The organism is Dietzia maris (assembly GCF_036287335.1).
Classification (GTDB): Bacteria; Actinomycetota; Actinomycetes; order Mycobacteriales; family Mycobacteriaceae; genus Dietzia; species Dietzia cinnamea.
Map to the genome: position 1 here is coordinate 1318485 of NZ_CP143053.1, position 22797 is coordinate 1341281.

Here is a 22797-nt window from a genome sequence, read left to right on the forward strand (position 1 = left end):
GGTGCCGACCCGGCCGGACGATCGCCGTCCATTGTGCCCTCTGCCACTGGGCGGTGTCGTCGGACGCCCCGATCCGACCCGAGCCGGGCGCCGAATCCCCCCGGCGGGCGACGCGATCCGCGCTGCTCGTGATGGGTACGATCGAACCGGCGTGACCGGCCCCACCCCGGACGGGGGGCCGGCGGGAGGAGGCCGACCGTGGGGATCCGCGACTTGTTCGGACGTCGTCGGCGGGGGATCGCCGCCGACCCGGCCGACCTCGACCACCTCCGCCGGTGGTGCCGCACGCGGGTGGGCGTCGAGGCCTACCTCGAGCCCGAGACCCTCGTCTCCGTGCCGGGCCTGTGCCTGGTGGCGTTCGACGGCGAGTGGACCCGCCGCCCGGTCGGTGACGTCGCCACCGCCCGCAGGCTGGCCGCGCGGTTGAAGCTGCCGCTCTTCGACGCCTCGATCCAGGGCTACCCGCAACGCATGCGCGACTACGAGCAGGTCCGCATCACCCGCGAGAAGCGCGAACGCGCCCGCCGGCTGCGCGAACAGATGCGCGAGGCCGACGGGCGCTGACCGGATCCGTCGCGGCGGGGCGGTCAGCCCGCCGCGGCGATGTCCTCGAGCGCGGCGAGCATCGTACGGACCGGCACGCCGGTGCCGCCCTTGGGCAGGTAGCCCTCGGGGCCGCCGTCGTTGTAGGCGGGGCCGGCGACGTCGATGTGCGCCCACTCCACGCCCTCGCCGACGAACTCGCGCAGGAACAGTCCGGCCGACAGCATGCCGCCCCAGCGGTTCGGGGTGACGTTGGTCAGGTCCGCCACCTCGGAATCCAGCCCGTCGCGCAGTTCCTCGGGCAGCGGCATGGGCCAGCCGCCCTCGCCGATCTCCCGGCTGAGCTCGGCGACCCGGTCACGGAACCCGTCGGTGCCCATGACGCCCGGGGTCTTCTTGCCCAGCGCCACCATCTGCGCGCCGGTGAGCGTGGCGGTGTCGATGAGGTGGGACGGCGAGTCCTCGCAGGCGCGGACGATCGCGTCGGCCAGGATGAGCCGCCCCTCGGCGTCGGTGTTCTGCACCTCGACGGTCGTGCCCCCGTACATGGTGAGCACGTCGCCCGGCCGGTAGGCGGTGGCCGACGGCATGTTCTCGGCCATCGGCACGGTCGCCACCACGGTGAGGTCCAGGCCCAGGCGCGCGGCGAGGATGACGGTCGCGACCACGGCCGCCGCACCGCCCATGTCCATCGTCATCTGCTCCATGCCCGCGGCCGGCTTGATGGAGATGCCGCCGGTGTCAAAGGTGACGCCCTTGCCCACCAGTGCCACGGTCGGACGCCCCTCGGCGCCCCGGTGGGTCAGCCGCACCAGGCGCGGGCCACGCGACGAGCCGCCGCCCACGGCGAGGATGCCGCCGTAACCGCCCTCGGCCAACGCGGCCTCGTCGAGCACCTCGACCTCGAGCCCGGCATCGCGCCCCAGCTCGGCGGCACGATCGGCGAACGAACCGGGGAACAGCAGGTTGGGCGGGGTGTTGACCAGATCGCGCGCGAGGCCCACGCACTCGGCGATCGTGGCGGCCCGGGCCACGGCGTCCGCGCCCCCCTCGGCGACGAGCACCCGCACGGAATCGGACTTCTCGTCGTCGTCGCCCCCGTCGGATCCGGTGACCTTCGCCGGCCGGAACGATCCCAGGCCCGCGCCCAGGGCCACCGGCTCGGCGCGCTCGGCGTCGAGCAGCACCAGCGCCGACCCCAGCCCGCGGCAGGCGCGCGCGGCGGCGCCGGCCGCGCGGCGCAGCGTCTCGTCGGACATCTCGTCGTCCGAGGCGCCCAGGCCGACCAACACGACCGACGCGCCGGGCACGCCCTCCGGCGCCGGCACGCGGGTCGTGGACCCGACCTTCGTGGACGCGCCGACCGCGTGCGCGACCTCGGCCACCGCGTCGGTCACCGCCGCCTCGAGACCGGGGGCGACGACGACGGGGACCCCGTCACCCGAGCCGGCGGGCGCGGCGATGCCGATCACCACGACATCGGACTCCGCGGGTGCGGTCACCGCCTCGATCGGGGCGATGTCCGGGGTGTGGCTGAGGATCGACTGCGCGGTCGGCATAGGGGCGCTCCTGGTGGTCGGCGGGATGAGGTCGGTCAGGTCCGGTGCCCGGACGCCCGCGGTGGGACCGTCACGGCGAGGGCACCATAGTCTATCGACTACCGTGGAACGGAAGCCGTGACCGGAGAGCGCGAGGAGTGGCCACATGACAGACACGGGGGACCTCTACGAGGGGCCGCTGCACTCCCGCCACGCGGAGGCCGGGGCCACCTTCGCGCCCTTCGGTGGTTGGTCGATGCCCGTGCAGTACACCGGCACCGTCGCCGAGCACACCGCCACCCGCACGACGGTGGGGCTGTTCGACGTCAGTCACCTGGGTAAGGCCCTCGTCTCCGGTCCGGGTGCCGCGGAGTTCGTCAACTCCTGCTTCACCAATGACCTCGACCGCATCTCCGCCGGCAGTGCGCAGTACACGCTCTGCTGCGACGAGTCCGGGGGAGTGGTCGACGACCTCATCGCCTACCGCGTCTCCGACTCCGAGATCTTCCTCATCCCCAACGCCACCAACACCGCCGAGGTCGTCCGCCGGCTGCAGGCCGCGGCCGCCGAGCGCGCGCCGGAAGTCACCGTCACCGACGAGCACCGCTCCCGCGCCGTGATCGCCGTCCAGGGCCCGCTCGCCGGCGAGGTGCTGGGCGCGCTCGGGCTGCCCACCGAGCTCGACTACATGGCGTTCGTCGACGCCGACTGGAACGGGCGATCCGTGCGGATCTGCCGCACCGGCTACACCGGTGAGTACGGGTTCGAGGTCCTGCCCGCGTGGGACGAGGCCGGAGAGGTGTGGGACGCGCTGGCCGAGCAGGTCCTGGCCCGCGAGGGTGCGCTGTGCGGTCTCGGCGCGCGCGACTCCTTACGCACCGAGGCCGGCTACCCGCTCCACGGCAACGAGCTGTCCGTGGACCTCAGCCCCCTCGAGGCGCGCTGCGCCTGGGCCATCGGGTGGGACAAGCCGTCCTTCTGGGGCCGCGAGGAGTTGCTGCGGCAGAAGGAGGCCGGCCCGGCCCGACGCATGTACGCCCTCCAGGTCACCGGCCGCGGCGTCCTGCGCGCCGGCCAGACCGTGCGCGCCGACGGCCGCGACGTGGGTGTCACCAGCTCGGGCACGTTCTCGCCCACGCTCAAGACGGGGATCGCGCTGGCGTTCATCGACCTGGACGCCGGGCTCAAGAAGGGCGACGAGGTCATCGTGGACGTCCGCGGACGAGAGGTACCGTGCCGACTCGCGGTACCCCCGCTCGTCGAGATCCGCACCCGCTGACCCCGCCCTTCCCGCCCCCGCACTCCAGGAACGAGACCCGCCATGTCCGACACGACCGACTTTGACATCCGCCCGTCCGCCTCGCCCAGGACCGCCGACGAGCGCGCCGCCATCCTCGCCGACCCCGGCTTCGGCAAGCACTTCACCGACCACATGGTCACCATCCCGTACGCCGGCGGTGCCTGGGGGACGCCGGTCGTCGAGGCGTACGCGCCCCTGTCGATCGACCCGTCCGCCGTGGTCCTGCACTACGCCCAGACGATCTTCGAGGGCCTCAAGGCCTACCGCCAGGCCGACGACTCCATCGCCTCCTTCCGGCCCGAGCAGAACGCCGCCCGCTTCAACCGCTCCGCGCGGCGCCTGGCCATGCCGCAGCTGCCGGAGGAGCTGTTCATGGAGTCGCTGCGCCAGATCGTGTCGATCGACCGCGACTGGGTGCCCGCCGCCGGCGATGAGGAGGCGCTCTACCTGCGACCGTTCATGATCGCCACCGAGACCGGACTCGGCGTGCGGCCGGCTGACGAATACCTCTACTCGGTCATCGCCTCCCCGGCCGGCGCGTACTTCTCCCGCGGGGTCGCCCCCGTGAGCGTCTGGCTGAGCACCGAGTACGTCCGCGCCAGCCCGGGCGGCACCGGCGCCGCCAAGTTCGGCGGCAACTACGCCGCCTCCCTGGCCGCCCAGGAGCAGGCCGCCGCCAAGGGGTGCGACCAGGTGGTCTGGTTGGACGCGATCGAGCGCAAGTACGTCGAGGAGATGGGCGGGATGAACCTGTTCTTCGTCCTGGGCGCCGGCGACTCGGCCGAGATCGTCACCCCCGAACTGTCCGGTTCCCTGCTGCCCGGCGTCACCCGCGACAGCCTCCTGCAGCTGGCCCGGCACCTCGGCTACCGCGTCACCGAGCGCAAGGTCTCCGTGGACGAGTGGGAGTCCGGCGTCGCCTCGGGCGAGATCTCCGAGGTGTTCGCCTGCGGCACCGCCGCCGTCATCACCCCCGTCGGCTCGGTCCAGCACGCCGGCGGCGGCTACACGGTCGGCGACGGTGGCCCGGGCGCGATCACCATGCGGCTGCGCGAGACCCTCACCGGCATCCAGCGGGGTTCGGTCGAGGACCCGTTCGGCTGGATGACGCGCCTGGCCTGAGCCGGGCCGTGTGACCCCCCGGCGCCGTCAGGCGAGGAGTACCGCCGCGACGAGAGCCGCGGCGGTGCCGGCCTCGATGACCGCACCGAGGACGTCGCCGTTGACGCCACCGAACCGGCGGACGACGTGGCGGCCGAAACCCGCCGCGGTCGCGTAGGCGAGCAGGCCCGCCGCCGCGCCGACCACCGGCGCCCACCACCGGTCGGCGGGCGACGCGCCGCCGGCCAGCCCCGCGCCGGCGACCGCGCACAGCACCGCGGTCATCGCCACCGCGACGCGCGACTGCGAGCCCGCCACGAGCGCGCCGAAGCCCGTCGACGACGCGGCGGGAACCCCGCGGCGCAGCAGCACCACCGGTAGACAGCGGGACAGGACGAACGCCGCGACGGGGGCCAGCCACGCCCCCGAGCCGACCAGCGCGCCGAGCGCGGCGACCTCCGCGAGCAGGACGAGGACCAGCACGGCTGCCCCCATCGGCCCCACCGAGCCCGAGCGCATGATCTCGAGCGCACGGTCCGGGCCGGCGTACGACCCGAGCCCGTCGGCGGTGTCGGCCAGGGCGTCGACGTGCATGCCGCGGGTGAGCGCCAGGACGGCCCCCACGCCGACGACGCCGGAGAGCATCGCGCCGGCCCCGAGGGCGTGAGCGCCGTGGGCGAGGGCGGTGGCCGTGGCGCCGCAGACCAGTCCCACGGCGGGGAGCGCCGTCATGGCGCGTCCGGCCGCGGTCGCGTCGGGGACGCCGCCGCGGCCGACGGGGATAACCGTCATCCACGACAGCGAGAGGCGGACCGCGTCGATCACGAGCCGTCAGTCCCGGCCGCTGACCCCGGCGTCGGCGAAGGTCGCCATCTCCGTGAGGATCGCGACGGCGTTGTGGACGACCGGTAGGGCGGCGACGGCGCCGCTGCCCTCACCCAGTCGCATCGCGTGCTCGAGGATCGGGTCGAGTGACAGGTAGGTCAGCGCCGCCGAGTGGGCGGGTTCGGCACTGCGGTGCCCGGCCGCCCACCACTGACGGCAGCCGGGCGCCAGCGCCTCGGCCATGAGGGCGGCCGAGGTGACCACCGAGCCGTCGAGCAGGCACGGCGTCCGGCGGATCGCCGCCTGAGCGAGGAACCCGGCCATCGCCGCGAGATCGGCACCGCCGACCTTCCGCAGCATCGCCACGGGGTCGCGGAGGTCGCCGGACGCGCGGTACATGGCGTCGCGGATGGCGGCGGTCTTACGCATCCATCCCTCGTCGTCGACGCCGGTACCGCGCCCCACGAGCTCGACGGGCTCGTGGCCGGTGACCAGGCACGTGAGGACGGTAGCCGGAGTGGTGTTGCCGATGCCCAGGTCACCCGCGATGAGCAGGTCCGCCCCGGAGTCGACCTCCTCGTCGGCGATGCGGCGGCCGGCGGCGATCGCGGCCCGCACCTCCTCGGGGCTCAGCGCGTCCTCCCGGTCGATGGAACCGCTGGAGCGGCGGACCTTGTGGTCGTCGAGACCCCCGGGGCGCTCCGCGGACATCGCCATGTCGGCCACCCGGACCGTCGCGCCGGCGGTGCGGGCGAGGACGGACACGGCCGCGCCCCCGGCGACGATGTTGTCGGCCATCTGCAGGGTGACCTCCCGCGGGAACGCGGAGACCCCGTGCTCGGCGACACCGTGGTCACCGGCGAACACCACGACGCGAGCCCGCTCGAGCGGGCGCGGCGGACACGTGCCCTGGCACGAGGCGATCCAGACGCCCAGCTCCTCGAGGCGTCCGAGGGACGCCGCGGGCTTGGTCAGCGTGAGGTGGCGACCGCGGGCCTCCTCGGCGACCGCGTGGGACGGCGGGTGGACCGGCGGGAAGACGACCGGGTCGTCGTAGTGCGCGACGTCGGAGCGTCCGGGGAAGTCCTGCGAGGCTCCGGTGTGCGCGTCGGTGGGCGTGCTGGCGGGAGGCTCGGCCGGGGTGTCGGCGGGCGCGGTCGTCGCCGCGGCCGTAACGACGGGCGTGGTGGCGGCGGGGGTCGGGCGCGCGTCGTCGAGGGGTAGCGCACGCCCGGCGACGACGAGGACCGCCGAGTCGCACACCTGCGCCAGTCGCCGGTTGAGCGAGCCGATCACGTCGGCGAACACCCGGCCGGAGAGGGTGTCCGGGACCACGCCGAGGCCGACCTCGGGGGAGACCAACACGACCGGGCCGGGGTGCTCGGCGACCGCGGCGACGAGCGCGTCCGTCTCGTCGGCGACCGCGGAACCCCCGTCGGTCCACCCGAGAGTGGCGTCCATGCGTCGGGTGAGCCAGCCCCCGAGGTCGTCGACGAGGACGGTCGAGTCCGGGTGCTCGGCGAGGACGCGGGTGACCTCGTCGGTCTCCTCGGTGACCCACTCGTCCGGCCTGCGGTCGCGGTGCGCGGCGATGCGGGCGGTCATCTCCGCGTCGTCGGGGTCGCGACGGGCGGTGGCGACGTACACGACGTCGGTACCGGTGGCGGCGGCCACGGACTCGGCGTGGGCGGATTTACCCGAGCGGGTGCCACCGAGGACGAGCAGGCGCATGGGTCAGACCCTTCCGGGGAGCAGCGGGGCGGGATCAGATGGCGTCGCCCGGGCGGACCCGGGGACGCGGGGTGCGCAGCATCCGCGGCTGGGTCGCGCGCATGACCGCGTACCAGCCCATGCCGAAACCGGTGTCGTCGGTGTCGGGGAACCGCTCGCGGACCGCCTTGTTCACGGTTCGGCCGAGGAGCACGCCGTCGATCACGACGACCGCGATGAGGACGAGGAACAGCGTCTGACTGAACGCCAGCAGCTCCGGGTTGGGGATGAGTTGGAAGACGATGACGAACAGCGCCAGTGGCATGAACCAGTTGATGAGTCGGCGGTGGGTGTCCACCCAGTCGCGGGCGAAGCGCCGGACCTCGCCGCGGTCGCGGGAGAGGACGTAGCGGTCGTCGCCCTCCATCATGAGCTGGCGGCGTTCCTCGCGGGCGGCGCGCTCCTCGGCCTTCGCGGCGCGGCGCTCCTCCTTGGTCATGGAGGCCTGCGCTGCCTTGCGGCGCTCCTTCGCCTCCTTGCGGGTGAGCGGAGCGGTGACCGGCCCCTGGCGCATCCCGCGGGCGCGCTCCTGGTCGCGGCGGCGGGGCGTGGGCTTGCCCTTGCCCGCGGGACGCCGCGGGTCGACGGCGGGCTCGGGCGTCGACTCCGTCGCCGCCTCGGGGGCGGGGGAGTCCTTGCCGGTCTCGTCGTCTCTGGAGCCGAATGCGCGCAACTTCACGCACTCAAGGCTAGGCGATCCCCGGTTGTGCCGGACATTCACCCGTACGAGGTGGCAGGCGTATCGTGTGGAGGGGAACGGGAGCCGGGGAATAGAGGACTCCCCGGTGGACGTTGGAACCTGCATACGTCCCCGAAGCCCTCTCGGATCGCAAGGAGAACCGACATGACCACTGCGGAGAACACCGCCACCGGCGTACTGCTCACCGAGGCCGCCGCCGCCAAGGCCAAGGCCCTGCTCGATCAGGAGGGTCGTGACGACCTCTCCCTGCGCATCGCCGTCCAGCCCGGTGGCTGCGCGGGCCTGCGCTACCAGCTCTTCTTCGACGACCGTTCGCTCGACGGCGACGTGGTGGACGACTTCGGCGGCGTCAAGCTCGCCGTCGACCGCATGAGCGTCCCGTACCTCATGGGTGCCTCGATCGACTTCGTCGACACCATCGAGAAGCAGGGCTTCACGATCGACAACCCCCAGGCCACCGGTTCGTGCGCCTGCGGCGACTCGTTCAACTGACCCCTCGGTCGCGCTGACCGCCTGACGACCCGGACCGATCACGCATCGGTCCGGGTCGTCTACTGTCTGGGGCATGCCCGTCGTCATCACAGGTTCCATCGCCACCGACCACCTCATGACCTTCTCGGGTCGCTTCTCCGAGCAGCTCCTGCCGGACCAGCTCGCGCACGTATCGCTGAGCTTCCTGGTGGATTCGCTACAGATCCGGCGCGGCGGCGTCGGTGGCAACATCGCCTTCGCGCTCGGCGTGCTCGGTCGTCGGCCCCATCTGGTGGGCGCGGCGGGCGAGGACTTCGCCGACTACCGCGACTGGCTCGAGCGGCACGGCGTCGACTGCTCGGCGGTCCACATCAGCTCTGCCCTGCACACCGCCCGGTTCGTGTGCACCACCGACTCGGAGATGGCGCAGCTCGCGTCGTTCTACCCCGGCGCGATGGGGGAGGCCGCCACCATCTCGTTGGCCCGCCTGGTGGAGCGGATCGGCCGCCCCGAGATCGTCCTCATCGGCGCCAACGACCCGACCGCGATGAACTCCCACACGGCGGAGTGCCGCGAGCTGGGCCTGGATTTCGCCGCTGATCCCTCCCAGCAGCTCGCGTTCCTCGACGGCGAGGCGGCCACCGCCCTGGTGGACGGTGCGCGCTACCTGTTTACCAACGAGTACGAGTACGAGCTGCTGCTCAACAAGACCGGCTGGACGGCGGCCGAACTCGACGCCAGGGTCGGCACCCGCGTCACGACCCGCGGCGGCAAGGGCGTGGTGATCGTCGAGCAGGGCTCCGAGCCGATCGAGGTCGGGATCGTCCCGTCGGACAACCTGCTCGATCCGACCGGCGTGGGCGACGCGTTCCGCGCCGGCTTCCTCAGCGGTGTCCTCGACGGACTGTCGCTCGAGCGCTCGGCCCAGTTCGGTGCGCTCATCGCCACGCACGTCCTCGAGACCACCGGCACCCAGGAGTGGACCATCGACCCGGTGGCCGCGCGCCGCCGTCTCGCCGACACCTACGGCGACGAGGCGGCCGAGGAGATCTCCTCGCTCCTCCCGGCCTGACCCGCCGCCCGGTCCGCCGTGCCCGCCCCCGGGGTCAGAGGCGGACCGGGTACTCGCGCCGCTCGATGTCGGGGGAGATGCGCCCCTCCACGAAGATGCCGTGCCAGATCATGAAGCACAGCATGGTCCAGATCCGACGGCTGTGGTCGGAGTCGCCACGACGGTGTTCGTCGAGCATGCGCATCACGGCGTCCTTGTTCACGTACTCGTCGGTGCCCGACGCCGCCACGTGCTCGCGCGCCCAGTCGTGCAGTTCCGGCCCGGCCAGCCAGTGGCGCGTGGGCACGGGGAAGCCGAGCTTGCGCCGGTGCAGCACGTGCGCGGGCACGATCCGTTCGAGCGCCTTGCGCAGGGCGTACTTGGTGGTGCCGTGGGCGATCTTCTCGGTGTACGGCAGCCGCGAGGCGACCTCGTAGACCTCGCGGTCGAGGAACGGCACGCGCAGTTCGAGGGAGTTGGCCATGGTGACCTTGTCCGCCTTGACGAGGATGTCGCCGCGCAGCCACGTGAACAGGTCGAGGTGCTGCATGCGCGCGACGGGGTCCCAGCCGCGGGAGCGCTCGTAGATGGGCGCGGTGACGTCCTGGTGGCTCCACTCCGGGCGGTAGTCGCGCAGGACGGAGCGGACCTGGTCTTCGGAGAACGAGCGGGCGTTGCCGTAGTAGCGATCCTCGAGGGTCATAGACCCGCGGTGCAGGAGGCTCTTGCCCCGGGTGCCCTCGGGGATCAGCTCGCTGGCCCTGCCGAGCGCGCGACGTAGGGCGCCGGGGACCTTCTCGAACGGCGCGAGCGACAGCGGTTCCTTGTAGATGGTGTAGCCGCCGAACAGTTCGTCGGCGCCCTCGCCGGACAGCACGACCTTGACGTGCTTGCGGGCCTCACGGGCGACGAAGTACAGGGGGACCAGGGCGGGATCGGCGACGGGTTCGTCGAGGTACCAGATGATCTCGGGAATCGCAGCGGCGAACTCTTCGGGGGAGACGACCTTGACGATGTGCTCGACCCCGATCGCGGCCGCGGACTCGGCGGCGACGTCGATCTCGGAGTAGCCCTCGCGCTCGAACCCGGTGGTGAACGTCAGGAGGTTCTCGTTGTGGCGTCGGGCCAGCGCGGCGATGGCGGTGGAGTCGATACCGCCGGACAGGAACGATCCGACGGTCACGTCGGCGCGCATGTGCTTGGCGACCGAGTCCTCGAGGGCCGCGGCGATCTCGTCGTAGCGGCGCTCGGCGTCGCCGTCGGCGACGGGCGCCACGGGGAAGGTGGGTTTGAAGTACCGCTCGATCACCGGCTCGCCGCCGGGGGTGAGGGTGGCGTGGCACCCGGACTCGAGGCGCCGGACGCCGCGGGTGAGGGTCTCGTCCTCCGGGACGTACTGGAGGGTGACGTAGTGCTGGAGGGCTCGGGTGTCGAGGGAGGTGTCGACGACGACGAGGTCAATCAGTTCGGTGATCGACTTCTTCTCGCTCGCGAACACGGTTCCCCCGGGCCCGGTCGCCATGTACAGGGGCTTGATGCCGAAGGGGTCGCGGGCGACGAAGAGCGACCGCTCGACGGTGTCCCAGATGGCGAAGGCGAACATGCCGCGGAGCCGGCGGACCGCCGCGGGGCCCCAGTGGTGGAAGGCGACGATGATCGGTTCCCCGTCGCCCTCCGTCTCGAAGGTGGCGCCGAACTCGCGCCGCAGCTCGTCCCGCAGCTCGAGGTAGTTGTAGATCTCGCCGTTGAACACGAGCGCGTAGCGGTCGGGCTGCTCCGGCGGGCCCCAGCGGAGCGGCTGGTGTGAGTGCGAGATGTCGATGATCGACAGGCGGTTGAACCCGAAGGCCATGTCGCCGTCGACCCAGGTGCCGACCTCGTCGGGCCCGCGGTGGCGCTGGCACCCCATGGCGCCGAGCACGCGGGCCTCGTGGGTACGGGCGGAGCCGTCAGGGGTGATCAGACCGAGCAGGCCACACATTCGTCGGGTACCTCGTCCATCGTCGTCGTAGCGTCCGTGATGACCCGCCTGCGCGGGTCCGGACGCGTTCGAATACTACTGGTCCGTGGGTTCCCGCCCGTCCCGGCGGACGGCGTGGGGGCCTCGCGGGTGAATTGCCGGACCCGCGGCTTTCATTCTGAGAGCCGTGGTCTACTCTTCTAAGGTGTCCCGGCCACGTGGCCGGTGCCGCTGATCAGGAAGGCGTGATGGTGGAACAGCGTGACGGGCGTCGTCGGACGCGCAGGGCGACTCTCGCGGTGGCTCTCGGTTCATTGGGCTTGCTGTTGTCCGGTTGTAGCCTCCAGACCGACAACAAGTGGTGGAACCAGACGATCAACTTCGGATTCCCGACCGGTGTCACCCCCGAGGGCGTCGCGATCCGCGAGTTCTGGACGGGCACCGTCATCACTTCGCTGATCGTCGGGTTCTTCGTGTGGGGCCTGATCTTCTGGTCGATGGCCGCCTACCGCAAGCGGAAGAACGACAACGGCGAGTTCCCGCGGCAGACGGCGTACAACGTGCCGCTGGAGCTGATCTACACGGCTGTGCCGTTCGTGATCATCTCCGTGCTCTTCTACTTCACCGTGGTCACGCAGAACAAGGTCCTCGACCTCCGTCCGGAGGAGGAGGTCGGCGTCAAGGTCGACGTCACCGCGTACCAGTGGAACTGGAAGTTCGGCTACAACAAGGTCGACGTGGCCGGTGCGAGCATCGAGGATGGCACCAACTACGAGGCGCAGCGTCAGGCCGAGGAGGCCGGTGTGCTGTCCGACGAGGCCCGCGAGGCGCTCGGGAACGAGGGTGAGCCCGCCGCCGGCGGCCCGATCCACGGCCGTCTCGCCGAGGACAAGTCGTACCTGCACTACAACAACATCGAGACCGTGGGCACCTCCGAGGAGGTCCCGGTCCTGGTGCTGCCGACCGACACCCGCATCGAGTTCCGGCTCGCGTCGGCGGACGTGATCCACTCGTTCTGGATCCCCGAGTTCATCTACAAGCTCGACGTCATGCCGCACCCCGGCAAGAACCAGCAGTTGAGCATGTTCCAGATCGAGGAGATCGAGCGCGAGGGCGCCTTCGTCGGCCGCTGTGCCGAGATGTGCGGCATCTACCACGCGATGATGAACTTCGAGCTGCGTGCGGTCTCCCCGGAGGCGTTCGCCGACTACATCGAATTCCGCCAGGCCAACCCGACCGCGACCAACGCGGAGGCGCTGGAGTCCATCGGGGAGGAGCCGTACTCGATCTCCACTGCACCGTTCAAGACCGGCCGCAGCGATACCCGCGACCAGAACAACACCATCGAGACCGCGTCAGCTAACTGACGGTTCTCCCGGTATCACGCGAAGGATTTCTGAACGATGAGCGCAACAGTACGAATCTTTGACGCACTGTTTATCTTCCTGGCCATCCTGGCCATCGCGTACGCGTACCTCACCGGTACGTCGCGGACGGGCGTCGAGTGGGTCGGTACCACGGCCCTCGTGCTCTCGGCCGGCCTGAGCCTGCTGATCGGTGGTTACCTCCGCTTCGTGGCGCGGCGCATCAGCACCCTGCCCGAGGACTACGAGGAGGCCGAGGTCTCCGACGGTGCCGGTGAGCTGGGTTTCTTCAGCCCGCACAGCTTCTGGCCGTTCCTGCTGGCCTTCTCGGTCTTCGTCATCGGCTACGGTGCGGCGTTCTGGAACTGGTGGGTGCTCATCGGTGGCGCCCTCGGCGTGATCTTCTGCGCCTCCGGTCTGGTGTTCGAGTACCACTGGGGTCGCGAGAAGCACTGACCTTCTGATCGTCTTCCGCCGGGGCCCGGCGTCGCTGTCCGCGACGTCGGGCCCCGGCGCTTTTCGCCGCGCGCCGGCGGCCCGTGCCGTTTAGAAGGGCGGTGGGTCGGTGTCGGTGGTGGGGTGGCCGGTTGTGGGTGGGGGTGTGGTGGTGTTGGCGGCGCGTTCGGCGGCGAGGCGTCGGGCGCGTCGGAGCCAGTGGGTGGCTTGTGGTCGAGGGTCGAGCCAGGGCCGGCGGGGTGGGGCGTCGTCGGTGGGGTCTGGGTCTGGGCCGGGGTCGGGGGCGGGGGCGCGTTGGCGCCAGCGGGCCAGGGGGCCGGTGGGGTGGGTGGTCAGGGTGTGGCCGGTGTCGGTGGTCACGGTCAGGGTGCCGTCGGGGGCGAGGTGGTAGTGCCAGCCGTGGAAGGTTTTGAAGCGGTGGTGTTGGCGGCACATGCTGGCGAGGTTGGCTTCGATGGTCAGTCCGCCGGCGGTGGGGTCTGTGTGGTTGAAGGGGCGGACGTGGATGCTATGTCGCAGGCGTCGGCGGGGACGGAGCAGCCGGGGTGGCGGCAGGTGCCGTCGCGTAGGCGGATGCGGTGGGCCAGTCGGTCGCTGATGCGGTAGCGGTGGGCGTGGTGGGGGTTGTCTGTGGCGCCGGGCGCGGTGTCGGGCACGGTGATGGTCGCGCCGGTGCTGCGGGTGAGTAGTTCGATGAGGGCGTCGATGGTGGCCGGGCCGCCTCGGGGGAGGTAGACCTCGGGTTCGCCGTCGGGGCCCGGGGGCGCGAGCACGGTGATGGTGGGGCGGACCTGGGTGGCCAAGGGGCGGGCCCCGGCCTGTGCGCCATCCCGTGCGCCGGTCTGCGCGGCGTCGCCGCCTGTGCGGGTGGTGGCCGGGTCGTCTGGGTCGGTGGGGTCGAGGAAGGCGGCGACGAGGGCGTCGGCGCGCAGTTCGTCGATGCTGCGGATGTACTCGGCGTCGACGGCGTCGCCGCTGGCGCGGGCGGCCTCGAGGCGGGCCTTTTTGTCGCGGGTGGCCTGCTCGGTGGCGGCGCGGTGCAGGACCTCGTAGAGGGTGGAGGCTTCGGTGGCGGTGAGGTGGGCTGTCAGGTCGGCCATGCCGTCGGTGCCGCGGCGCAGGCGGATGTGGCGTTCGCGGGTGGCGGCGGCGCGGCGGGCGCGGACGCCGGCGGGGTCGTGGTCGGTGATGATGCGGTCGAGGGTGCCCAGGATGGCGTCGCGGCCGGGGCGGGTGCCGGCGGCGATGGCGGCCATAAGCCAGTCGATGATCTCGCGTTGGACGGGGCCGCGGTGGGCGGAGTCGACGGTGCGCATGTGGCGGGCGAGCAGGGTGGCGGTGTCCTCGTCGAGGCGGCCGGTTTCCATGGCCTCGACCAGGGTGGGGAAGCGGGTGATCAGGGTGCGGGCCCGGGTGAGCAGGGTGCGGGCGCGGTTGTTGTGCACGCCGTAGGCGGCGACGATTTCGGCGCAGGCGATGTGGAAGGGGTCGATGACGGCGTGCTCGGGCCGCAGGTCGATCTCGGGGTCGTAGCCGGCGGCCAGGTCGCGCCGTTCCTGCTCGTCCTCGCACACGGTGTAGAGGTCGTAGCAGGCGCGCAGTCGGGCGGCGGCGGCGATGTTCTCGGCGTACAGGGCCTGCACGGCGGCGGCGCCGGCCGCGGCGATGGCGGGACAGTTGACGGAGCCGTCCGGGTGCGGCTGTGGTGCTCGCGTCATCGGTGACCGCCCCTTCGTGCGTGGGTGTGATCGCCGCCCGGCCGGGCGAGGATCGCTCGTGTGTTCGATCAAGTGAACACTAGCAACCCGCTACGACACGATGGGGTCCCAACTCGTCTACTCGCAGGGAGGGCGAGGGGCACCGGGCGGCGAGACGCCGGCCGGACGGAAGGGGCGGAGGCGGCGGAGCGGCCACGAGAACGGGCCTCGTCCGCAGTGTGCGGTCGAGGCCCGTTCGTGGGGTGGTGGGGTCGCTTACAGCCCCATGTCCTTGGCGATGATGGTCTTCATGACCTCGTTGGTGCCGCCGTAGATCCGGTTCACGCGATTGTCGGAGTAGAGGCGCGCGATCGGGTACTCGTTGATGAAGCCGTAGCCACCGTGCAGCTGGAGGCACCGGTCGATGACCTCGGCCGCGACCTCGGTGCAGAACAACTTGGCCGAGGCGGCCTCGGCGGCGGTGAGCTCGCCCGCGTCGAGTGCCTCGAGTGCCCGGTCGGCGACGGCCTGAGCTGCATCGACCTTGGCCTGGCAGGCCGCGAGCTCGAACTTGGTGTTCTGGAAGGCGGCGACGGGCTTGCCGAACACCTCACGCTGCTGGGTGTACTCCTTGGCGAAACGCACCGCGGCGGCGGCCTGTGCATAGGCGCCGAAGGCGATGCCCCAGCGTTCCGACGGCAGGTTCTGGCCGAGGTACGAGAAGCCCCGGTTCTCCTCGCCGAGGAGGTCCTCGACGGGAACCTTGACGTCGGTGAAGGACAGTTCGGCGGTGTCGGAGGTCTTGAGTCCGACCTTGTCGAGCTTCCGGCCCACGGAGTAGCCCTCGAGCGAGGTCTGCACCGCGAGCAGGGAGATGCCGAACCGGCGGTCGTCCTCCCGCGGCGGCGCGGTACGCGCGCAGACGATGACGCGATCGGCATGGACGCCGCCGGTGATGAAGGTCTTGGCCCCGTTGAGGATGTAGTGGGTGCCGTCCTCGGAGAGCTTGGCGGTGGTCTTCATGCCGGCGAGGTCCGAACCGGTGCCCGGCTCGGTCATGGCGATGGCCCACATCTCCTCGCCGGAGACGAACTTGGGGAAGTACCGCGACTTCTGCTCATCGGTCGCGAGCATCTTCAGGTAGGGCAGGCAGAGGGCGACGTGGACGTTGGAGCCCCCGAAGCTCACGCCTGCGCGGATGACCTCCTCGGATTGGATGGCCTCGAACTTGTGCGAGTCGAGGCCGGCACCGCCGTACTCCTCGTCCACGGTGATGCCGAACAGGCCGAGGTCGGCGAGCTTGTAGTAGAAGTCGCGCGGGACTATCCCGGCCTCGTACCACTCGTCGTAGTGGGGGACGACCTCGGACTCGATGAAGTCGCGGAGGGTCTTCCGGAAGGCCTCGTGGTCTTCGTTGAACACAGTGCGGCGCAAGAGGGTGCCTTTCCATCTGGAGCCCGCCCGGGTCGGCGGGCCGATCGTGCCGGAGGGGAGCGGGGAGTCGGGTAGTGGACTGTTACTGGTGAGTAGCTTACAAGAATCCGACTGCGCTCCGCGGGTTCCTCACCTCATCCGTTCCGGTTATCTCACTCATTGCCCGGAGTGAATTCCAGGCCGTTGTCGGCGACGATCCGGATCGGACCGCTGACGTCCGTCCCGTCGACTCGCCGGCCCTTCTGGGTCACTGCGACGACGCCCTTCTCGCGGAGCTCGAACGCGACCGACCGCGCCGTCTCCATGTGGTCGCGCCAGCGTTCCCCGCCGACGACCCGGGCTGCGTCCGAGGGGCAGATCGACCCGGTGCCGCGGGAACGTAGGAGGGTTCTGATCGTCGCCTCGAGTCGCTGCCGCGTGCCCTCGTCGGTCGGCTCCCACCACGGATCGCCGCGCTCACCGAGGGCGACCTTCGCGTCATGCACCATCACCCGCGCCACATCTCCCCGGGCCTTGACCTCCCGCCGCCCGGTCATCAGTGCGCGAACCAACTCGGCGCGGAGCTTCTCGGGAATCGAGGGGTCGGTCGCGCGCCAACGCCTCACGCCGACCACGATGTAGCGGCCGGCGTCCGGGTGTTCCACGCCGTCGGCAGGGCCTTGCTGCTCGTCGCTCACCCTGTCGATCATGCCTGCGAGAGTCCGCGGTCGGCGGTGATCGCATCCGACGGCGGTCAATCCGAGTCCGGTGTTATCGTCACGACAGGGCACTGAAACGTGTTCCACCGGATGAGACAGAAGACGAGGGATCTTCGTGACGGCGCAGGACAGTACTTTCGACGCGGAATTCGACGTGGTGGTCGTGGGATCGGGGGTGGCCGCGCTGTTCGGTGCCGCCGCCGCGGCCTCGCGCGGACTGTCCACCTGCCTGATCGAGAAGACCGACCGATTCGGCGGAACCTCCGCCTACTCCGGCGGGGCGGTGTGGCTGCCGGGAAACGCCGTCCTCGCCAGAGACGGTGTCGACGACTCCGTCGAGAAAGGGCGGACCTACTTCCGTGCGGTGGTGGGCGACCGAACCGACCGGGATCTGCAGGACGCTTTCCTCAACACGGGGCCGGAGGTCGTCACCTTCCTCCAGGAAGAACTGGGCATCCCCACGAGGTTCCAGGCGTTCCCCGACTACTTCGACGCACCGGGGCGCCAGGAGCAGGGTCGGAGCATCTACCCGAAGCCGATCAAGGGCGAGGAGGTCGGGGATCGGGTGGCTGATGTGCGCCCGCCGGTTCCCGCCGACCAGTTCGGGGCGGCCGAGGACACCACCCGGCTAGCCCCGGTGATTCACGGGGATCTGCGGATCGCTGGGTGAAAATAGACCGAAGTGCTTCCTGAACAGGGGAAACTGGGACTTGTCTAGAGCTCCAGGTTCTCAAGCAGAAAGCACTCGGTAGGTGAAGCGTACTTCGTGGTCGTCTGGTCTGTCGTTCTCCGTCGAGGATGTCGGGGTGATTGCTCATGCCGGGGTCATCGCGCCACGTCTTCTGGCTGATCGCGTCGGCCTGACCGCCGAGCTGTCGGGGGCCATGGCGCAGCGCCGATCCATCCCGATCCATGACCGTGGACGGGTGTTGACCGATGTCGCGGTGATGCTCACCGGTGGCGGCACGTCCATTGCCGATATCCGCGTCCTGCGCCACCAATCCACGGTCCTGGGTCCGGTCGCCTCCTCTCCGACGGTGTGGCGCACGCTGGATGAGGTCACCGCTGGTAAACGCAAGAAGATCCAGGTCGCGCGTGCCCGCACGCGGCGGCACGTTTGGTCCCAGCTGCCTGGCGGGGTGCCGGCCTCTAAGTGCGCGGGCCGGGATCTGGGGGACACGGTCGTGCTTGATGTGGATGCCACCATCGTGGTCACCCACAGCGAGAAAGAACAGAGCGCGCCAACCTATAAGCGCACCTTCGGCTACCACCCGATCGGCGTGTGGTGCGACAACACAGAAGAGTTCCTCGCTGCGAGCTTGCGCCCGGGCAACGCGGGGTCGAACACCGCGGCCGACCACATCGACGTCCTCGGGCAAGCCATCGCCCAGATTCCCGCCGCCCATCGGCGTGATCTGCTGATCCGATCCGACGGCGCCGGCGCCTCCCATGACCTGTTGGAGTGGATCTCCGAGCAGAATCGGATCCGTGGTCGGCGGGTGGAGTACTCGGTCGGCTTTTCGATCACCGCCGGAATCCGCCGGGCCATCGCGATCGCCCCCGACACCGCGTGGGGGCCAGCGGTGAATCAAGGCGGCGACCTGAGGCCGGGCGCGGAGATCGCCGAGCTGACTGGACTGCTGCCGCCCAGGATGCTCGCCAAGTGGCCCGACGGGATGCGGGTCATCGTCCGCCGTGAGCGGCCCCACCCCGGCGCCCAGTTGTCGATGTTCGAGGAACTCGACGGGTGGCGCTACCAGGCGTTCGTCACCAACACCGCCACCGGTCAACTGCAGTTCCTCGAGGCCAGGCATCGGGCGCATGCCCGGGTGGAGGACCGGATCCGCCACGCCAAAGACACCGGCCTGGGCCGTCTGCCCTCGCGAGAGTTCGCTCTCAACCAGGCATGGCTGGTGGCGGTGATGATCGCCGCCGACCTCGTCGCCTGGACCCGGATGCTGGCCTGCACCGGCGCCGCCGCCATCCTCGCAGCGTGCGAGCCCAAAGCGATGCGCTACCGCTTCCTCCACGTCGCCGCCCTACTGACCCGCAGCAGCCGACGTAGACGGGTCAAAATCCCCGAAACCTGGCCCTGGGCCACCGCCATCGAAGCGGTGTTCCACAAGATCGCCGCGATCCCCAAACCGGCCTGACCCCGCCTGCCCACCCTTGAGAGCACCACCCGGAGACCCGCCCACCGGCAGCGCCAGCCGGCGCCCAAACACGTCTACACGACCCGCCGGGCACAACATCCGTAGAGAACCGACTCCATCACGCCCCATGAATCAGCGGGGCTAGAGGGAGGCCGCGCGTGGGTCGCCAGGCTCGTGCTCGCGCTTGACGCGATGGACTCCGCCGAGACGCGTCTTAACACCGCGGCCCGCGAGCTGGTGCGCGACGAGGACGGACGCGTGATCGGGGTGGCCGTCGACGGTGACGGTGGCCGCCGGCTGCTCGGTGCCCGTCGGGGCGTGCTGGTCGCCGCGGGTGGGTTCGAGCGTTCCGGGGAGCTGCGTCACCGCTGGCAGCAGATGCCGACCGCCGAGTGGTCGTCCTCGCACCCGGACACCGGCTCCGGCGACGCGGTCCGCATGTTCGAGGACGTCGGGGCGCAGCTCGACCTGCTCGACCAGTCGTGGTGGTGCCCCGCCACCCTCTTCCCGAACGGCCACGCGGCGTTCACGCTGGGGTTCCGCTCCGGGTTCATCGTCGACGGCACGGGCCGTCGGTTCGCCAACGAGCTCCTGCCCTACGACCAGATGGGGCGCCGGATGCGCGCCCGGATGGCGGACGGGGCCGGTGACGAGTTCTGGCTGGTCTTCGACGACGCCGAGGCCGGGGGCTTCCCGGCGATCTGTATCCCGGCGCCGGAGCCCGACCAGCTGCGCGAAGCGGGGCTGTGGCACACCGCCGGCTCCGTCGGCGAGTTGGCGGCCGCCACCGGGCTGGACCCCGCGGCTCTGCAGGAGAGTCTCGAGCGGTTCAACGGCTTCGCCGAGCGGGGCAGGGACGCGGACTTCGCCCGCGGGGAGGACCCGTACGGTCGCTTCTTCCTGGGTGCCTCCACGGCCGAGCAGTGCCTGCGTCCCGTGGGCGGGGACCGACTCCACGCCGTCCGCCTGGTCCTCGGTGACCTCGGCACCAAGGGCGGCGCGGTGATCGACGCGAACGGTGCCGTGCTCGACACGGAGGGTCGTTCGATCCCCGGCCTGTACGCGGCGGGCAACTCGTCGGCGTCGGTGTCCGGGGAGGCCTACCCCGGGCCGGGCGTCCCGCTCGGCTCCGGGATGACCATGGCGTTCAGGGCCGTGGCCGACATGGCCGGGGAGCCGCTGCCGATCGCGCCCTGAACCGGGCCGCGTGGGCCTGCCGGCCCGGCAGCTGCCCTCAGCGGCTGGCCCAGCGGAGGAAGTCAGCGACCGGGATGACCGGCGTACCCCACCGCTGGGCGGCCCGTGACTTGGTCGACTGGCTGCCCGGTTCGGCGATCACCAGCGCGTCGCAGCGGGACTTGGTCACCGCGGACACCGGTTCGAGGCCGCGTCGGCGAGCCATGCCCTCCATCTCGTTCCGAGCCACCACCGTACCGTCCCGGTCGAGGGCACTGCCGCTGAAGCACACGCGCGCCCCGGGGCGCAGCACCTCGGCCACGTCGACCGCCGGCGCGGCCTCCAGCCCGCGCGTGAGATCCGAGCCCACCACCTCGGAGGCCAGCCGAAGCCTGTCGAGCAGTGCAGCGGTCATCGGCACCCGCTGCGCGGCGCGACGGATCTGGTCGGCCACGAGCCCGCGCGCCCCGACCACGAGGTCGCAGTCGCCGGTGTTGACCACCTCGTCGTCGTCGCCAGCACCCGGGTGGCCACCGCGGCGCGGTGAGTCGAGTAATACGGCCGACACCTCCGCGCTGATGCACAGCATCGCCGACAGCTGGGGGAGCGCCGCCGGGGACGGTGGGTGGGCGTCGCCGTCGCGGGTGAGAAGGTACCCGCCCCGCGCCAGCTCTCCCGGACCCGCCTGGCCCGGCCCGACCACGTCGAACACCCCGGCGCCGGCCTCGTCGAGCCACAGCCGATCCCGGACTTCGAGAGCGACCCGCGCACGGCGGATCGCCGAGCCGGCGCGATGACGCGCACGCTCGCCGGGGATGAGCGCGGCGGAGGGGATATCCACCCCGAGCGGCATCGCCACCGGGCTGCCCAGACGCTCGAGCTCCGAGTCGAGACACTCCAACGTGGCGTCCAGGTTCACGCCTATCGGCGTGTAGCCGTCCACGAGCGGTGCGATCAACGCCCACGCCTCGGGCAAGGTCGGCGCGAGCAGCACGTCGGAGGCGGAGATCCCGTAGTCCGCCCGCGCCTGGCCCAGATCGCGCTGCGGATTGACCAGCGTGGTCACCGCGCTACCGTCCGGGAACACCACCGCGAGCTCCACCGGCCGCGGACGGGAACGGGCGCTGTCGCCCCCGACGGTGAGCGCCGCGACAGCACAATAGCGGTGGCCGTGGACATCTCCCTCGGGGTCGCGGAGGAACCGGAGGATCCGGCGGTCGGTTCCGAGGTCCCCCGGCCTGACCGGCCGGGTGAGGACGAGACCGTCCAGGGACCGCGACCGGCTCAACGCGACGTACAACTGGCCGGGCGCGAAGGTGCCGCCGCCGAGATCCACGATGAGCCTGTCCAGCGTCTGGCCCTGGCTCTTGTGGATGGTGATCGCCCAGGCGAGGGTGAACGGCAGCTGCCTGAAGGAGCCGATGACCTCGTGGCGGACCGCGCCGTCGGAGCCGTCGGGTCGGGTGACGTCCCAGGTGTGTGGCGCGACCTCGGCCACCTCCCCATCGGAGAATCCGACGACGACGACGGGTCCGTCCTCGCCCCGACCCTCCCGTCTCCCCGGCGACGCGTCGAGCACCCTTCCGATAGAGCCGTTGACCCAGCGGCCCGCCGGGTCGTTGGTCAGCATCATGACCTGGGCACCGACTTTGAACACGAGCCTCGCCTCGGTCGGGGGCTCGAACCCGGTGAGGTCGCCGGTGACGGCCGCCTCCGACGTCAGCTTCGCCCCGGGCAGACGGTCGAGACGTCGGCGATTGTGGGCGGCGGCCATCCGGTTGGTGGTCGTCAGTGTCAGCCACGGCGCGTCGTCCGGAGGCGTGAAGCCCGGGTCGGTCCGTGAGTTGAGCCGCTCCAGCGCGGTGCCGACGAGCGTGCCCTCGCGGATCGAGTTGAGGATGGCGGTCAGTTCCGGGTCGCCGGACTGTCGGAAGACGCGGGTGAGATCGACGGTGGGGAAGCGGTCGCGGTCGAAGCGCTCGGCGGAGAAGAAGTAGGGGGTCGTGTACGCCGCGTCGAAGTCGGGTCGCTCGGCGTCGGTGACGACCGGTGGGAGTTGGAAGAGATCGCCCACCAGGACGAGCTGGACGCCGCCGAACGGCATCGTGGGGTCCGGACCGAATCGCTCGAGGGCGATCGCCATCATGTCGAACAGGTCGGCGCGGATCATCGACGCCTCGTCCACGATCAGTGTGCGGACGCCGGCGAGGGCCCCGGCGAAGCGTCCCGGGCGGTACGAGGAACTGCGGACGTGGCCGACGGTGGACCCGGGGTGGAAGCCGAACAGCCGGTGGATCGTGTAGCCGCCGACATTGAGTGCGGCGATGCCGGTCGGGGCGGCGACCAGGGTGGGGCGGCGCGTCTCCGACAGGAAGCGACGGATGAGGGTCGACTTACCGGTGCCCGCCTTGCCCGTGAGGAAGAGGTCGTGCCCCCCGTGGAGGAGTTCGAGGGCGTGGTCGAACTCATCGGTGAGCACGATCGCACCGTCCGCTCCGGACGAGTGTGACTGCTCGATCATTCCTGTCCCGCGGGTCGAGGGTGTGGTGGACGACGACCG

20 protein-coding genes are annotated in these 22797 nt (G+C 71.1%); 10 read left to right on the forward strand and 10 right to left on the reverse strand.

What is annotated here, in order from left to right; all coding sequences use genetic code 11:
- Positions 1 to 198: 198 nt before the first annotated feature.
- A complete protein-coding gene (locus VYL96_RS06030) occupies positions 199 to 564 on the forward strand; it encodes a hypothetical protein (RefSeq protein ID WP_007632918.1) in 366 nt (121 codons plus the stop codon).
- Between the two features lie 23 nt (positions 565 to 587).
- Here VYL96_RS06030 and VYL96_RS06035 read toward each other — a convergent pair whose 3' ends face one another.
- Entirely contained in the window at positions 588 to 2102 is a 1515-nt protein-coding gene (locus VYL96_RS06035) for a leucyl aminopeptidase (protein ID WP_131884846.1), read from the reverse strand.
- Between the two features lie 145 nt (positions 2103 to 2247).
- Between VYL96_RS06035 and gcvT the strand changes: the two genes are divergently transcribed.
- Both gcvT and VYL96_RS06045 read left to right on the forward strand, forming a co-directional pair.
- Positions 2248 to 3360, forward strand: coding sequence for a glycine cleavage system aminomethyltransferase GcvT (gcvT, locus tag VYL96_RS06040; RefSeq protein ID WP_131884845.1), 1113 nt, complete (start codon positions 2248 to 2250; stop codon positions 3358 to 3360).
- A 42-nt stretch (positions 3361 to 3402) separates the two neighbouring features.
- The gene (locus tag VYL96_RS06045) at positions 3403 to 4503 is read left to right on the forward strand and encodes a branched-chain amino acid aminotransferase (protein ID WP_131884844.1); all 1101 of its coding nucleotides are present in this window, start codon (positions 3403 to 3405) and stop codon (positions 4501 to 4503) included.
- 27 nt (positions 4504 to 4530) lie between these two features.
- On the opposite strand, the gene VYL96_RS06050 is transcribed toward VYL96_RS06045, so the two are convergent.
- Genes VYL96_RS06050 through VYL96_RS06060 form a run of 3 tightly spaced genes read right to left on the reverse strand, consistent with a single transcriptional unit; the run spans position 4531 to position 7756 of the window.
- Positions 4531 to 5307: an adenosylcobinamide-GDP ribazoletransferase gene (locus VYL96_RS06050; protein WP_131884843.1), complete on the reverse strand. Its 777-nt coding sequence runs from the start codon at positions 5305 to 5307 to the stop codon at positions 4531 to 4533.
- 6 nt (positions 5308 to 5313) lie between these two features.
- Positions 5314 to 7038 carry a nicotinate-nucleotide--dimethylbenzimidazole phosphoribosyltransferase gene (cobT, locus tag VYL96_RS06055; protein ID WP_131884842.1) on the reverse strand — a complete coding sequence of 575 codons (1725 nt, stop codon included), beginning with the start codon at positions 7036 to 7038 and terminating at the stop codon, positions 5314 to 5316.
- 34 nt (positions 7039 to 7072) lie between these two features.
- Positions 7073 to 7756 carry a DUF3043 domain-containing protein gene (locus VYL96_RS06060; protein ID WP_131884841.1) on the reverse strand — a complete coding sequence of 228 codons (684 nt, stop codon included), beginning with the start codon at positions 7754 to 7756 and terminating at the stop codon, positions 7073 to 7075.
- A 165-nt stretch (positions 7757 to 7921) separates the two neighbouring features.
- Between VYL96_RS06060 and VYL96_RS06065 the strand changes: the two genes are divergently transcribed.
- Positions 7922 to 8269 (forward strand): HesB/IscA family protein, encoded by a 348-nt coding sequence (locus VYL96_RS06065; RefSeq protein WP_007632903.1) that lies wholly within the window; start codon positions 7922 to 7924, stop codon positions 8267 to 8269.
- A 73-nt stretch (positions 8270 to 8342) separates the two neighbouring features.
- Positions 8343 to 9320, forward strand: coding sequence for a carbohydrate kinase family protein (locus VYL96_RS06070; RefSeq protein ID WP_131884840.1), 978 nt, complete (start codon positions 8343 to 8345; stop codon positions 9318 to 9320).
- Positions 9321 to 9354: 34 nt separating this feature from the next.
- Here VYL96_RS06070 and asnB read toward each other — a convergent pair whose 3' ends face one another.
- Entirely contained in the window at positions 9355 to 11280 is a 1926-nt protein-coding gene (gene asnB, locus VYL96_RS06075) for an asparagine synthase (glutamine-hydrolyzing) (protein WP_131884839.1), read from the reverse strand.
- A gap of 227 nt (positions 11281 to 11507) precedes the next feature.
- Here asnB and ctaC point away from each other — a divergent pair, with 227 nt between their 5' ends.
- Complete coding sequence (gene ctaC / locus VYL96_RS06080; protein ID WP_207913504.1) at positions 11508 to 12626, forward strand: aa3-type cytochrome oxidase subunit II; 1119 nt, start codon at positions 11508 to 11510, stop codon at positions 12624 to 12626.
- A 36-nt stretch (positions 12627 to 12662) separates the two neighbouring features.
- Positions 12663 to 13079 carry a cytochrome c oxidase subunit 4 gene (locus tag VYL96_RS06085; RefSeq protein ID WP_007632898.1) on the forward strand — a complete coding sequence of 139 codons (417 nt, stop codon included), beginning with the start codon at positions 12663 to 12665 and terminating at the stop codon, positions 13077 to 13079.
- A 90-nt stretch (positions 13080 to 13169) separates the two neighbouring features.
- On the opposite strand, the gene VYL96_RS06090 is transcribed toward VYL96_RS06085, so the two are convergent.
- The 4 genes from VYL96_RS06090 to VYL96_RS06105 all read right to left on the reverse strand — a co-directional run bounded on the left by VYL96_RS06090 (position 13170) and on the right by VYL96_RS06105 (position 16899).
- The gene (locus VYL96_RS06090; RefSeq protein ID WP_329439559.1) at positions 13170 to 13514 is read right to left on the reverse strand and encodes a hypothetical protein; all 345 of its coding nucleotides are present in this window, start codon (positions 13512 to 13514) and stop codon (positions 13170 to 13172) included.
- 23 nt (positions 13515 to 13537) lie between these two features.
- Entirely contained in the window at positions 13538 to 14797 is a 1260-nt protein-coding gene (locus VYL96_RS06095) for a DUF222 domain-containing protein (protein ID WP_329439561.1), read from the reverse strand.
- A 255-nt stretch (positions 14798 to 15052) separates the two neighbouring features.
- Positions 15053 to 16210 (reverse strand): acyl-CoA dehydrogenase family protein, encoded by a 1158-nt coding sequence (locus tag VYL96_RS06100; RefSeq protein WP_063973926.1) that lies wholly within the window; start codon positions 16208 to 16210, stop codon positions 15053 to 15055.
- A 152-nt stretch (positions 16211 to 16362) separates the two neighbouring features.
- Positions 16363 to 16899 carry a DUF3253 domain-containing protein gene (locus VYL96_RS06105; RefSeq protein WP_243699841.1) on the reverse strand — a complete coding sequence of 179 codons (537 nt, stop codon included), beginning with the start codon at positions 16897 to 16899 and terminating at the stop codon, positions 16363 to 16365.
- Positions 16900 to 17023: 124 nt separating this feature from the next.
- On the opposite strand from VYL96_RS06105, the gene VYL96_RS06110 reads away from it, so the two are divergent.
- From VYL96_RS06110 to VYL96_RS06120, 3 genes are all read left to right on the forward strand, one after another.
- The gene (locus VYL96_RS06110; RefSeq protein WP_243699842.1) at positions 17024 to 17578 is read left to right on the forward strand and encodes an FAD-dependent oxidoreductase; all 555 of its coding nucleotides are present in this window, start codon (positions 17024 to 17026) and stop codon (positions 17576 to 17578) included.
- Positions 17579 to 17660: 82 nt separating this feature from the next.
- The gene (locus VYL96_RS06115; protein ID WP_329439075.1) at positions 17661 to 19061 is read left to right on the forward strand and encodes an IS1380 family transposase; all 1401 of its coding nucleotides are present in this window, start codon (positions 17661 to 17663) and stop codon (positions 19059 to 19061) included.
- A gap of 117 nt (positions 19062 to 19178) precedes the next feature.
- The gene (locus VYL96_RS06120; RefSeq protein WP_279432747.1) at positions 19179 to 20258 is read left to right on the forward strand and encodes an FAD-binding protein; all 1080 of its coding nucleotides are present in this window, start codon (positions 19179 to 19181) and stop codon (positions 20256 to 20258) included.
- A 37-nt stretch (positions 20259 to 20295) separates the two neighbouring features.
- Here VYL96_RS06120 and VYL96_RS06125 read toward each other — a convergent pair whose 3' ends face one another.
- Positions 20296 to 22758, reverse strand: a complete 2463-nt coding sequence (locus VYL96_RS06125; protein ID WP_207913580.1) for an AAA family ATPase — start codon at positions 22756 to 22758, stop codon at positions 20296 to 20298.
- Positions 22759 to 22797: the final 39 nt, after the last annotated feature.

Excerpts from the sequence above, each read along its gene's own strand:
- cobT (WP_131884842.1), bottom strand. The coding sequence starts at position 7,038 with ATGCGCCTGCTCGTCCTCGGTGGCACCCGCTCGGGTAAATCCGCCCAC.
- VYL96_RS06070 (WP_131884840.1), top strand. The coding sequence starts at position 8,343 with ATGCCCGTCGTCATCACAGGTTCCATCGCCACCGACCACCTCATGACC.
- gcvT (WP_131884845.1), top strand. The coding sequence starts at position 2,248 with ATGACAGACACGGGGGACCTCTACGAGGGGCCGCTGCACTCCCGCCAC.
- ctaC (WP_207913504.1), top strand. The coding sequence starts at position 11,508 with ATGGTGGAACAGCGTGACGGGCGTCGTCGGACGCGCAGGGCGACTCTC.
- VYL96_RS06095 (WP_329439561.1), bottom strand. The coding sequence starts at position 14,797 with ATGACGCGAGCACCACAGCCGCACCCGGACGGCTCCGTCAACTGTCCC.
- VYL96_RS06065 (WP_007632903.1), top strand. The coding sequence starts at position 7,922 with ATGACCACTGCGGAGAACACCGCCACCGGCGTACTGCTCACCGAGGCC.
- VYL96_RS06090 (WP_329439559.1), bottom strand. The coding sequence starts at position 13,514 with ATGTGCCGCCAACACCACCGCTTCAAAACCTTCCACGGCTGGCACTAC.
- VYL96_RS06045 (WP_131884844.1), top strand. The coding sequence starts at position 3,403 with ATGTCCGACACGACCGACTTTGACATCCGCCCGTCCGCCTCGCCCAGG.
- VYL96_RS06085 (WP_007632898.1), top strand. The coding sequence starts at position 12,663 with ATGAGCGCAACAGTACGAATCTTTGACGCACTGTTTATCTTCCTGGCC.
- VYL96_RS06105 (WP_243699841.1), bottom strand. The coding sequence starts at position 16,899 with ATGATCGACAGGGTGAGCGACGAGCAGCAAGGCCCTGCCGACGGCGTG.
- VYL96_RS06125 (WP_207913580.1), bottom strand. The coding sequence starts at position 22,758 with ATGATCGAGCAGTCACACTCGTCCGGAGCGGACGGTGCGATCGTGCTC.
- VYL96_RS06035 (WP_131884846.1), bottom strand. The coding sequence starts at position 2,102 with ATGCCGACCGCGCAGTCGATCCTCAGCCACACCCCGGACATCGCCCCG.
- asnB (WP_131884839.1), bottom strand. The coding sequence starts at position 11,280 with ATGTGTGGCCTGCTCGGTCTGATCACCCCTGACGGCTCCGCCCGTACC.